Consider the following 12,617-nt stretch of genomic DNA (forward strand, 5'->3'; position numbering starts at 1 on the left):
AGAAGGACACCCACAGGGGGGGCCCTTTCAGGTTCAGGACACGCTTTTTTTATGTCTGCGCAGCCAGATTAATTTGTAGGCGGCAGGAATAATGAACAGGGACAGCAGCGGAGCCGTGATCATCCCACCAATCATGGGTGCCGCGATACGGCTCATGACCTCTGAACCTGCACCGGTTCCCCAGAGTATTGGCAGCAGACCCGCAATGATCACCGCCACGGTCATGGCTTTCGGCCGGACACGCAGTACGGCACCATGATAGAGGGCTTCATCAAGGCCTTCCGGTGTGAACGTCTCTTTACGGGACAATTCCGGGTGCGCTTCAATGGCATGACGCAGATACATCAGCATGACCACGCCAAACTCTGCTGCCACCCCGGCCAGGGCGATAAACCCGGTTCCGGTCGCCACTGACATATGGAAGCCCAGCCAGTACAGGAACCATATCCCGCCAACCAGGGCAAACGGCAGGCTCATCAGGATCAACAGGGCTTCATCAACCCTGCGGAATGCCAGATATAACAGGATGAAGATGATCATCACCGTCATCGGTACCATCAGTTTTAATTTCTTATTGGCGTGCTCGAGTAATTCAAACTGTCCTGAGAATGCCACACTGGTCCCCGGTCTCAGTTTCACTTTCTCACTGATGGCCGTCTTAATATCGTTCACCACCGACACCATGTCCCTGCCGCGGGCATCAACATAAATCCAGCTGGCTGGCCGGGCATTTTCGGTTTTCAGCATGGTTGGTCCGGAAACGACCTTAATATCGGCAACATCGCCCAGCGTAATTTGCTGCTTCATTGGGGTCAGGATTGGCATCTCTCTCAACGCCTGTGGACTGTTACGGTAATCCTGCGGATAGCGAATGTTAATAGGGTACCGGGCCACGCCTTCAACCGTCTCACCCACCATAGCCCCACCGATTGCTGAAGAGACGAACAGCTGGACGTCGCCCACAGTCATCCCGTACCGGGAAGCTTTTTCCCGGTTAATGTCCACATCAATATAACGTCCACCTTCCAGTCGTTCAGCCAGTGCGGAAACCACACCAGGTACGGTTTTAGCGACTGCTTCGATACTCTGTGCTGTTACATCGATATCCGACAGAACAGTACCCGATACCTTAATACCTATCGGACTTTTAATGCCGGTTGAGAGCATATCAATACGGTTACGGATAGGCGGTACCCAGAGGTTGGCCAGACCCGGTAAACGGACGGTCCTGTCGAGTTCTTCAATAATCTTGTCAATCGTCATGCCTGGACGCCACTGATCCTCAGGTTTCAGTTGGATGGTGGTTTCCACCATTTCGAGTGGCGCGGAATCCGTGGCGGTCTCAGCCTTACCGGTCTTGCCAAAAACTGAGGCCACTTCAGGCACCGTTTTGATTAGTTTGTCCGTTTTCTGTAAGAGCGCAGCAGCTTCTCCAGGAGACACGCCAGGTAACGTTGACGGCATATACAACAGGTCACCTTCGTTAATCTTCGGTAAAAACTCGCCGCCCACCTGACTCAGTGGCCAGATAACAGTGAAAATGGATAAAGCCGCAACCAGCAGGGTTGTTTTTGGCCAGTGTAGTACCCTGAGCAGTAACGGGTGATACGCTTTAATCAGCAACCGGTTCAGTGGGTTACTGGTCTCAGCAGGAATTTTCCCGCGGATCCAGAACCCCATCAGAATAGGGATAACAGTGATTGCCAGTATGGCTGCACCCGCCATGGAATACGTTTTTGTAAAGGCCAGCGGACCAAACAGACGTCCTTCCTGACCTTCCAGGGTAAAGATAGGAATAAAGGACAGGGTGATGATCAGCAGGCTGATAAACAGTGCGGGTCCCACTTCCACGGAGGCGTCGGTAATCACCTTCCAGCGGGTGGCGTTGTCAATCTGCTCACCCGGATGCTGATGATCCCATTCCTCAAGCCGTTTGTGCGCATTTTCAATCATCACAATGGCGGCATCCACCATCGCTCCGACGGCTATTGCAATCCCTCCCAGCGACATAATGTTGGCGTTCAGTCCCTGGAAGTGCATGACGATAAAGGCGATACACAGGCCTAGCGGCAGAGAAATAATTGCCACCAGGGCAGAACGTACGTGCCACAGGAACAGGGCACAGACGATGGCCACCACGATAAACTCTTCCAGGAGTTTGTAGCTGAGGTTATCAATGGCCCGATCGATTAACTGGCTGCGATCGTAGGTGGTCACAATTTCAACACCTTCCGGCAGGCTGGCCTTCAGCGTGTCCAGTTTATCCCTCACTGCCGTGATAACGTCGCGCGCATTCTTACCCGACCGCAGGATCACCACGCCGCCGGCGACTTCCCCCTGGCCGTTCAGTTCGGCAATACCTCGCCGCATTTCAGGCCCGGTCTGCACGCGGGCAACATCCCGCAGATAAACCGGTACACCGTTCTCGCCGGTTTTCAGGACAATGTTATTGAAATCATCAATGGTCTGAAGATATCCGCTGGCCCGGACCATATACTCCGCTTCGGCCATTTCAACGGATGAACCACCGGCCTCCTGGTTAGACGATTCAAGAGCCTGTTTCACTTCAGGCAGGCTGACACCGTACTGGGACAATTTCTCCGGATTGACCTGGATCTGATACTGTTTCACCACGCCGCCAACCGAAGCTACTTCCGCCACGTTCGGGATGGTTTTCAGTTCAAATCTCAGGAACCAGTCCTGCAAAGAACGCAGTTCTGAAAGGTCGTGTTTTCCGCTGCGATCGACCAGGGCATATTCAAATATCCAGCCCACTCCCGTGGCGTCCGGACCGATTTCAGAGCTCACACCCGCAGGCAGTTTGCCCTGAACCTGATTCAGATATTCCAGCACGCGGGAACGGGCCCAGTACAGATCGGTGCCGTCTTCAAAAATGACATATACATACGAATCACCGAACTGTGAAAAACCACGCACAGTTTTTGCGCCAGGTACGGAGAGCATGGTGGTGGTAAGTGGATAGGTGACCTGGTTTTCTACAATCTGCGGGGCCTGGCCGGGATAGCTGGTTTTAATAATGACCTGCACATCTGACAGGTCAGGCAAGGCATCGACCGGCGTGTTAATAATCGTCCATGTACCCCAGATGCTGAGAAACAGGGCCCCCATCATGACCAGGAAACGGTTGGCGACAGAGCGCCGGATAATCCATTCAATCATCGTCGTCTCCTCAGTGCCCTGAATGCCTATTTACAGGCTGGTCAGACATTGCTGGCATACTGCTTTCTGTTTTTTCAGGATGGCGCATACGTTCCAGCGCGCCCGTAATATTGGCTTCGGAGTCAATGAGGAACAGACCACTGACCACCACGGTATCGCCTTCATTCAGGCCGGAGCCGATGCCGGACTGTTGTTGTGATTCATGCAGAACGTGGATCTGTTTCGGCACAAACTTGCCTTCATCATCAACAGTAATCACGCGCTGTTCTTTGCCGGTATCGATAACGGCCTGGCTTGGTATCAGCAGCATCTCCTGGCTCTTGGTATTGAGTTTCAGATAGGCATTCATGCCTGGCTTGAGAAACTCATCCTTATTAGAAACCTGGAGACGGACCTGAAGCGTACGGGTTGTCTGATCCACGCTGGGAAGAATGTTCCATTTTTCGACATGGAATGTTTTATCCGGATAAGCCGGTACCGAAATTTCAAACTGCGACGTATCTTTCAGCAGATAGGCGATAGATTCCGGCACTGCAGCGCTGATCCAGACCGGGTCCATCCCCTGAATCTGAGCCACCACCTTATCTTTCGAAATATTCATGCCGGTGCGCAGGTCAAATGCAGTAATGACACCATCAATAGGTGCTTTAATGGTAAAACGGGTCTGGATTGTGCGGGTTGAACGCAGTCTTTGAATATCCTCTTCCGGCATACCAGCCAGACGAAGTCGCTCCAGAACCCCTTTTATCTGGGTTGGCGTACCGCCTGTACCGGATAGCAGCAGGAACTCACTTTGTGCCTCAACCCATTCAGGAATGGTGATATCGATAAGCGGTGTTCCTTTCTTCACATGATCGCCAATCGTCAGGGGATACACTTTTTCGACGAAACCGTCAGAGCGCGCCTGCACAATGACAAACTGATACTCGTTATAACTGACATTAGCCGGAATTGTCTGAGAATAATTCAGCATTCCTCGCGTGACTTTTTGCGTTTTTAATCCCAGGTTCTGAACCTGCGTTGGATCAATACGGATCCCGCCATTGCTTTTATCGCCACTTTCATCAGCATATTTTGGCACCAGGTCCATATCCATAAAGGGAGATTTTCCGGGTTTATCAAATTTGGTATCCGGTTTCATCGGGTCATACCAGAAAAGTACCTTTTTCTCCGGTGCCTTTTGTTCTGTTTGTACTGTTTTTTGTGATGAGTTCACATACTGCCAGGCAGTAACCGATATCAGCCCTCCTGCTAGGAGGCTGCTGATAATTATTGCAGCATATTTTATCTTTAAAGAAGCCATACAATTTCTCGCTGAAAAATCAAAACACCTGGCATATGCGCCCGATCATTCATTCACAGTAATCCCTTAATGAATGTTCAGGCGCACTGGATGTATTCGCTCCGGACAGTCAATCAGGATTGCGTCACGTTAATGCTTTTGAGTAAGGAGATATTGCCCTGCTGAATAAACGAGAAATCGACATGGTTGCCGGTTTTCAGGGCATTGATAGCGTCGTCTGCATTAACAAAAGTGAAGCGCATGGTCATTGCAGGCCAGCCCACCGCAGGGATTGCTTCGTGCGAAATGGTGATCTTTTTACTATTCATATCAATGTCTTTAACGACACCGGTGCCCTTGATAACCTGCTGTACCGAAGCATCACTGGCAGCATTCATATCGCCATGCTGATGTGTTTCAGCATGAAGACCGGCAGAAAACATGACAGAGAAGGCACCAAATAAAACAGCTTTAAGTGAATTACGCATTTTTAATTTCCTGATTAATTAAATAAATTTATTCTACCCAACCGCCACCCAGCGCAGTAAACAGATTAATTTCGTTAACCTGTCGGGAATAGGTAAGATCGAGAATGGTTTGCTGCGTAGCGAAGAGAGAACGCTCTGCATCCAGCACTTCAATGTAACTGACAGCACCACTGGAATATAATCCTCTGGCACGCTGGAGAGTTATCTGAAGTGAATCAAGATAACGCTGCTGTGACTCAAGTTGCTGGCTAAGGCTGTCGCGCAGCGCAAACGTGTCGGAAACATCCTTAAAGGCGGACTGAATTTTTTGTTCGTAATTAACCACCGACTGTTGCTGGCGAATTTCTGCCAGTTTGAGATTGGCTTTGTTCCTGCCGGCATTAAAAACAGGAATGTCAATTTTAGGGATAAAATTCCACATTCCGCTTCCTGGCGTGAAGAGACTGGACAGCTCCGTACTGCTTGCGGAAAGGCCACTGGTCAGGGTAATGGACGGGAAAAAGGCCGCCCGCGCTGCGCCAATATTCGCATCAGCCGCTTTCAGCTGGTATTCCGCCTCCATAATATCCGGTCGCTGCAGCAAAATTTGTGACGACAGGTTTGATGGCAGTTTAACTGGCGCGATCTCCCCGCCTTTCATCCCTTTTTCTGGCGGCAGTGCACGGTACGTTCCCAGCACCAGTTGCAGGGCATTGTTTGCCTGAGCCAGATCGCCTTCTCGTTTGGCTATCTCAGCGCGGGTACTTTCGATTTGTCCCCTGGCCTGTTCAAGCGCCAGCACATTCGTACTCCCGGTCACGAGCTGTTGCTCAACGAAAGCATAGGACTGTTCGTAATTTTTCAGCGTTTCCCGCGCGATACGGAGTTGTTCATACGCCAGTTGCTGGCTGAAATAGCTTTGTGAAACGCTGGAGACCAGCAGGATATGTACAGCCCGACGGGCTTCTTCGCTGGCAAAGTAGTTCTGGCGATCAGCGTCACTCATGTTCTTGAGCTTGCCGAAAAAATCGAGCTCATAGCGGAGTTCCAGACCTGCGTCGTACTCCTGTGTGGTCGGCTTGTCACCTTTCAGACCACCGCTGTATGTGATCCCGGATGAGGCATTCAGCTGGGGATAACGATCTGCATCCGTGACGTTGAACTGGGCCCGGGCCTCTTCAACCTTCAGTGCAGCCATTCTCAAATCACGGTTATTAGTCAGGGCTTCAGTAATCAGCCGGGTGACCTGGGGATCGACAAAAAAGTTACGCCAGCCCGTATCCTGATAGCCATTCACCGCTGGCGTCAGGCTGTTACGGGACAGTGAAAACTGCTGGGGTACCGGTGCTGCCGGACGCTGATATTCAGGCGCCTGAGAGACACAACCAGCCAGAATGAAGATTGTGCTGATGCTGAGTAGTTTTAATTTGAACATATTGCTTCTCGTCCAGGCAGACCTGGTAAATGGTTCAAATGAAGTTCAGAGTATTACCAGGGTTACTTTACAGAATGCACTCTGTTTGTCGGGTGACAGAATAATGACAATGTTGTCATTTTTACGGTAATTCGTTGATTACGATCGTGTGCGCAATAGAATGACATTAGCAGCCAGACGGGGAGCAAGATGAAAATATTGATCGTCGAAGACGAAATTAAAACAGGTGAATATCTCAGCAAAGGGCTTACAGAGGCAGGGTTCGTAGTGGATCACGCTGATAATGGTCTTACCGGATATCATCTCGCCATGACAGCCGAGTATGATTTAGTCATTCTGGACATCATGCTGCCTGATGTGAACGGCTGGGATATCATCCGCATGCTGCGCACTGCCGGAAAGGGTATGCCGGTCTTACTACTGACGGCCCTCGGCACGATCGAACACAGGGTCAAAGGACTGGAACTGGGTGCGGACGATTATCTGGTTAAACCCTTTGCGTTTGCCGAACTGCTGGCCCGGGTGAGAACCCTTCTGAGGCGGGGAAACACGATGATCACGGAAAGCCAGTTTAGGGTGGCTGATCTCTCGATGGATCTCGTATCCAGAAAAGTCAGTCGCGCCGGAAGCCGCATTGTGCTCACCAGTAAAGAGTTCAGCCTGCTGGAATTTTTCATTCGCCATCAGGGCGAGGTTCTTCCCCGCTCCCTGATTGCCTCTCAGGTCTGGGACATGAATTTTGACAGCGACACTAACGCGATTGATGTCGCCGTAAAGCGACTCCGCGCTAAAATAGACAACGATTACGGGACAAAGCTGATCCAGACTGTCCGGGGCGTGGGCTATATGCTGGAGGCCCCGGATGCATAGCAAACCTTCCAGGCGCCCTTTCTCACTCGCCCTGCGGCTGACCTTTTTTATCAGCCTGTCCACGATACTGGCTTTTATCGCCTTCACCTGGTTTATGCTGCATTCTGTTGAAAATCATTTTGCCGAGCAGGATGTCAGCGATCTTCAACAAATCAGCACTACCCTGAACCGTATACTGCAGTCCCCGGTGGATCCGGATGAAAAAAAAGTAAGCAAAATAAAGGAGTCGATTGCCAGCTACCGCAACGTTGCCCTTTTGCTCCTCAATCCCAGGGGGGAAGTGCTCTTTAGTTCAGCGCAGGGGGCGGCACTACACCCGGCCGTGAATTCAGCAGATTTTAGCGAGCACAGCCGCGCACGGGATGTCTTTCTCTGGACGGTGGAGGATCCTGCGAGACCGATGGATACCGGGTCTGAAATGAAGATGGAAACATACCGGATTATCGCCTCCTCTGGCCAGGCGATATTTCAGGGCAAACAGCAGAATTATGTCATGCTGACTGGCCTCTCCATTAATTTTCATCTCCATTACCTCGATGCGCTGAAAAAAAATCTGATTGCGATCGCCGTCGTGATAAGCCTGCTGATTGTTCTGATCATTCGCATCGCTGTCCGTCAGGGGCACCTGCCCCTTCGTAATGTCAGCAATGCCATTAAAAACATCACCTCCGAGAATCTTGATGCGCGGCTGGAACCGACACGCGTTCCCATTGAGCTGGAGCAACTGGTTATCTCGTTCAATCATATGATTGGAAAGATTGAGGACGTCTTTACCCGCCAGGCCAATTTCTCTGCCGATATCGCGCATGAGATCAGAACGCCCATCACCAATCTGGTGACGCAGACTGAAATCGCACTGAGTCAGGATCGAACCCAGAAGGAACTTGAGGATGTCCTCTACTCCAGTCTTGAAGAGTATAACCGGATGACCAAAATGGTCAGCGACATGCTGTTTCTGGCACAGGCGGACAATAACCAGCTTATACCTGACAGGGTCCGTTTTGACCTCAGAGCAGAAGTCATGAAAGTCTTCGAGTTTTTCGAAGCCTGGGCCGAAGAACGCAATATCACGCTCAAATTTAACGGGATGCCCTGCCTGGTTGAGGGAGATCCACAAATGTTCAGAAGGGCGATCAATAATCTGTTATCCAATGCCCTGCGTTATACCCCGGAGGGACAGGCAATCACCGTCTCAATAAGAGAGCAGGAGAGCTTTTTTGACCTTGTGATTGAAAATCCGGGGAAACCAATCCCTGAAGAGCATTTATCAAGGCTGTTTGACCGTTTTTATCGGGTAGATCCGTCCAGACAACGAAAAGGAGAAGGCAGCGGCATCGGCCTTGCGATTGTGAAGTCCATCGTGGAAGCACATCACGGAAGAGTGCAGGTGGAATCGGACGTACGTTCAACTCGTTTTATCCTATCCGTGCCCAAACTGGAGAAAATGATTCCGGAGCCCCAACACTGAGAATAAAGATTTAAATGAAAAAGATGCCATTAGCCTGTCATGCAGCAAATAGAAGCCATTCGATATAATTAGTGCAACTTATCAGGAAGGCTGGATTGCTTCATCAATACCCGGCGTCAGATTACGCCAGGAAATGAATATCCAGCCAACTCCCGGAGAAATAAACACTGCCGGACTTGTTTCAGTTATGGAACTGAAAATATAGGTTGTGCTTCCCCGGACATCACTAATTCAGAAATGGAGAGTTATCATGAAAAATATCGTATTAGCATCTTTGCTGGGCTTTAGTTTAATTTCTTCGGCCTGGGCCACTGAAACCGTGAATATCCATGAGCGCGTCAACAATGCACAGGCTCCTGCCTGACTCTTATACACAAGTAGCGTCCTGAACGGAACCTTTCCCGTTTTCCAGGATCTGATCTTCTATGTGACTCCCAACATAGTAACGATCATGATAACTTCTGCTCTTCATCGTGCGGCTGGCTGGGTGCGTATTTCGGTTTGTCCGGCCAGCTGTTTCTGGTATCGTCCGGCCATCTGATCTTTTCTTCGTAACTCCTCACTTTTTAACTTACTTCAGTCGGTTCAGCCAGACTTTTTTTCCGTTGCGATTCTCCTGTTAATTCCAGCCGATGGGCGTTGTGGACTAATCGGTCTAACAGCGCATCTGCCACCGTCGGATTTTCCATGAGTCCATACCATTCACTGACCGGTAATTGGCTGACGATCACTGTACTGCGTTGCTCGTATCTGTCTTCAATCACATCCAGCAGATCGCTGATTTGTTTACCCTTAAATCCTTCTAACCCCCAGTCGTCCAGGATCAATAGGTCCAGCTTTTGCAGCTGGCTTAATTGTTTTAAATAACTGCCATCGGCATGCCCCAGTTTCAGCGCTTCCATCAGGCGACCCAGCCGGTAGTACCTCACCTTTTTGTTTTGCCTGCATGCTTGTTCTCCCAGCGCACAGGCCAAATAGGTTTTGCCGCAGCCTGTTGCTCCCGTGATGAGTACGTTTTGGCCGTAGTTCAGGTGATGCCCTTGCAGCAGTGGCGTCAGTTGCTCTGGCCGTATGCCACGCCGTGCCGGGTATTTCAGCTCCTCCGCACTGGCCCGAAGTCGCAGCCCAGCTTCTTTGCGCAGCCTCATCAGGCGGGTGTTGTCGCGTGAGAACTGCTCTTGTTCCACCAATAAGCCCAATCGTTCTTCGAAGCTCAAGCCGTTGTAGTTATGCGGATTTTGCCGTTGCAGCTCCAGAGCTTTGGCCATCGCCGCCATTTTCAGCTGGCGTAATTGTGTCATGATCAGAGCCATTATTCAGTCCTTATTGGTAGTGGTGAGGGCCACGTAAGTTGGTGTGTATAAGTGCTGGGGCGCTACTTTCGGCGTCAGGTTGAGTTTGATCGAAGCCGTTTTTCAGCAAGTTTTTAATAAAGCCGGTGAACGTCGCCTGTTGTTGCAGTGCCATGCCGCAGGCGCGTTCCAGCCGTTTGCTGCCATAACTTTTTTGCAGGCCAAGCAGTGCCAGACAGGTGCGCTGTGCCAAGACCGGATGAGCTTTACGCTTCTCTATCGCCAGCACCACGCCTAGCGTATCCGGCCCTATTTTCTCTGCCCATTGCCTTAATCGCTCTGGCCCCCATTCCTGATGCGCGGCGTGGGCTGGTGGCAAGTGTGATAACTCCGAGGTTTGACCGAAGGCTTTGCTACTTCGCACATGCTGCGCCACACACTGGCCTTTGTGATGCACCCAGATCATGGTGGCAGTGGCCTGTATTTCCAGCCGCTCACCGCACAAGGCATGCGGTACCGAGTAGTAATGTTTATCGAACTGCAGGTGGTAATCCGGTCCCACTTTGGCCACTTTGTATTCGGTGTATTCATACGGGAATGCAGGCAGCGCTTTGAGCGCAGGCTGGTCAATTTGTTGGAACAAGTCTTTACGGCTCAGGCTGTTATAGGCTTTCATCGGCCGCTCATTCAGCTGATGATTCAACAATCGGATGGCCTGATTCAGTGCATCCAGCGAGTAAAAGATCTGGTGGCGCAGCCGCGCTAATACCCAGCGTTCAACAATCAACACAGCGCCTTCTACTTTGCTTTTGTCCTTTGGTTTGTAAGGCCGCGCAGGCATCACGGTACAACGGTAATGCCGAGCCAGAGCCTGGTAATCGCTGTTGATGGTCGGTTCAAACTTGTCAGCTTTAACCACGGCAGCCTTGAGATTATCTGGCACCAATAAGGTGGGAACACCACCTAAAAAGCTCAGGCAGCGACTGTTGGCCATCAGTCAGGACTGCTGATCCTGTCCGGCACAGGCTTCGATGTAGGTGTAATTGGATGCGCCTAAAGTGGCGACGAAGATGGCGGCTTTGCGGATTTCGCCAGTGCGCGGATCAACAATAGGCACCGTTGGGCCACAGAAATCGATAAAGAGTTTCTCGCCTGCATAATGCTGTTGGCGCATCGAACGGCGCTGTGAGCCTTTCCAGCGACGGTAATGTTCGCAGAACTGGGTGTACCCCAGCGCTGCGTGACCATGTTCAGCCTGATAATCCTGCCACAATAACTGCTTGGTCAGCTTCGGATCTTTTAACTCCAAATCGATACGTAACCAGTCGGGCAAGACACGTTTGGTCTGGTAATCGCGACCTGGCAGCAGAGCCTGATCAAGGGTATTTAAGGACACCTCCGGGGCGAGAGGCCATGCAAGGTTGAGGTTATTAAAACGGGCAATTAAATCAGTCACCGTCGAGCGGCCAATGCCCAAAGCAAGGGCAATTTGGCGGTGGGACAGCTGATCGTCAAAACACAGCCGGAACACATCCAGATAAGTTCTCATATCGGTTCTCATCACTTTCTTTTTGCGTGTCATACAAACTCCGGCTGACAGGGAAACCCCTGTTATGCCGCAGCACCTGAAACGAAGAAAGAAAAAGATGGCCGGATGATACCGAAACGACTGACCGGATCACACCGAAACAGGTGGCCGGACGATACCGAAACGACTGGCCGGTTCACACCGAAATAGATGGCCGGACGATACCGAAGTGACTGGCCGGTTCACACCGAAATGAGTGGCCGGACGACCCCGAAATTCGCAAAAGACGGAAACCTATGCGTGACGCGTGTTATTCGCCTGTTTTGGCATTTTTTTTGCGCAAAAAAAACACAGATAATCAGTTGATTTTCGTGATTACCTGTGTTAATTTTATGATTAAAATGCTATATAGATCAATGGGTTAAAGCTAGAGCGGTAGTGCAAACCTTTCCGACGAATATAACGTTAGAACCACCGGCAATACTGGGTTTTGAGCACTTTTGAGGGCTTACAACATAAAAAGTATCACCTTTCAGGCTTCAACACTGTTTTACGTTATAAAATGGCTTTATGCATTGTAACAACACAACAAATAAAACTTAAGATTTTGATTTTCAACATAAAACCAATATATTAATTTTATGTTAAATCCAGCCAGGCCGAGCTATTTTCATGATGACCTCTGTTTAGGTCCGGGAGAGAAATCCAAGCTAACTTTTGGAACACAGCGCCCTATCACTTCTTGCTTGTAAGCATTCAAGCCTCCGATGAATAAAAATGCCGCAACTGACAAAACTTTTATTATGTTACATCGGTTTTTTGCGAGTCGGCTGCCGTCGTTTACACATTCATGCTTTCACTTGAAATGAAGCAAACTAACCTGTTACTCGTCAAAAAACGGCAAAGTGCCAACAGCTGACCAATGCTCAGCCCTGTTCTGCTGTTTCCGCTGCGCTCAACTGTAGATGCATTTGCAACCTGGCTGTACTGCGCTGGTTCACTTTGATCAGGATCAATCCGAATCGTCGCCCTGTTGCTATGCTTACAATTTCGCCATGCAGCCCTGCTGCAATATCAGGCTGAATCAGCCAGCCG

9 protein-coding genes and 1 pseudogene are annotated in these 12,617 nt (G+C 50.3%); 3 read left to right on the plus strand and 7 right to left on the minus strand.

Translation table 11 applies throughout. The features are described 5' to 3' along the window. Positions 1-33: 33 nt before the first annotated feature. From silA to silC, 4 genes are all read right to left on the minus strand, one after another. Positions 34-3,180, minus strand: a complete 3,147-nt coding sequence (gene silA, locus ABNT34_RS06195; RefSeq protein ID WP_348729793.1) for a Cu(+)/Ag(+) efflux RND transporter permease subunit SilA — start codon at positions 3,178-3,180, stop codon at positions 34-36. A 10-nt stretch (positions 3,181-3,190) separates the two neighbouring features. Further along, on the minus strand, positions 3,191-4,483 hold the full coding sequence (silB, locus tag ABNT34_RS06200; RefSeq protein ID WP_348729795.1) for a Cu(+)/Ag(+) efflux RND transporter periplasmic adaptor subunit SilB: 1,293 nt from the start codon (positions 4,481-4,483) through the stop codon (positions 3,191-3,193). A gap of 113 nt (positions 4,484-4,596) precedes the next feature. Next, positions 4,597-4,950, minus strand: a complete 354-nt coding sequence (gene cusF, locus ABNT34_RS06205) for a cation efflux system protein CusF (RefSeq protein ID WP_001246153.1) — start codon at positions 4,948-4,950, stop codon at positions 4,597-4,599. A gap of 28 nt (positions 4,951-4,978) precedes the next feature. Beyond that, the gene (gene silC / locus ABNT34_RS06210) at positions 4,979-6,364 is read right to left on the minus strand and encodes a Cu(+)/Ag(+) efflux RND transporter outer membrane channel SilC (RefSeq protein WP_348729797.1); all 1,386 of its coding nucleotides are present in this window, start codon (positions 6,362-6,364) and stop codon (positions 4,979-4,981) included. 189 nt (positions 6,365-6,553) lie between these two features. Between silC and silR the strand changes: the two genes are divergently transcribed. From silR to silE, 3 genes and pseudogenes are all read left to right on the plus strand, one after another. Then, positions 6,554-7,234, plus strand: coding sequence for a copper/silver response regulator transcription factor SilR (gene silR, locus ABNT34_RS06215; protein ID WP_296297436.1), 681 nt, complete (start codon positions 6,554-6,556; stop codon positions 7,232-7,234). Further along, positions 7,227-8,702 (plus strand): copper/silver sensor histidine kinase SilS, encoded by a 1,476-nt coding sequence (gene silS / locus ABNT34_RS06220; protein ID WP_296297438.1) that lies wholly within the window; start codon positions 7,227-7,229, stop codon positions 8,700-8,702. The genes silR and silS overlap by 8 nt, the downstream gene beginning before the upstream one ends. Positions 8,703-8,952: 250 nt before the next feature. Further along, a pseudogene (gene silE, locus ABNT34_RS06225) lies at positions 8,953-9,063 on the plus strand (silver-binding protein SilE); the annotation flags it as partial. A gap of 205 nt (positions 9,064-9,268) precedes the next feature. On the opposite strand, the gene istB reads toward silE, so the two are convergent. Genes istB through ABNT34_RS06240 form a run of 3 tightly spaced genes read right to left on the minus strand, consistent with a single transcriptional unit; the run spans position 9,269 to position 11,543 of the window. Next, the gene (gene istB / locus ABNT34_RS06230; RefSeq protein ID WP_348729800.1) at positions 9,269-10,015 is read right to left on the minus strand and encodes an IS21-like element helper ATPase IstB; all 747 of its coding nucleotides are present in this window, start codon (positions 10,013-10,015) and stop codon (positions 9,269-9,271) included. 10 nt (positions 10,016-10,025) lie between these two features. Then, positions 10,026-10,988, minus strand: coding sequence for a hypothetical protein (locus ABNT34_RS06235; RefSeq protein ID WP_348729802.1), 963 nt, complete (start codon positions 10,986-10,988; stop codon positions 10,026-10,028). A 3-nt stretch (positions 10,989-10,991) separates the two neighbouring features. After that, positions 10,992-11,543: a hypothetical protein gene (locus ABNT34_RS06240; protein WP_348729804.1), complete on the minus strand. Its 552-nt coding sequence runs from the start codon at positions 11,541-11,543 to the stop codon at positions 10,992-10,994. Positions 11,544-12,617: the final 1,074 nt, after the last annotated feature.

Origin of the sequence: Rheinheimera texasensis (assembly GCF_964031785.1) — a bacterium.
Lineage (GTDB): Bacteria > Pseudomonadota > Gammaproteobacteria > Enterobacterales > Alteromonadaceae > Pararheinheimera > Pararheinheimera texasensis_A.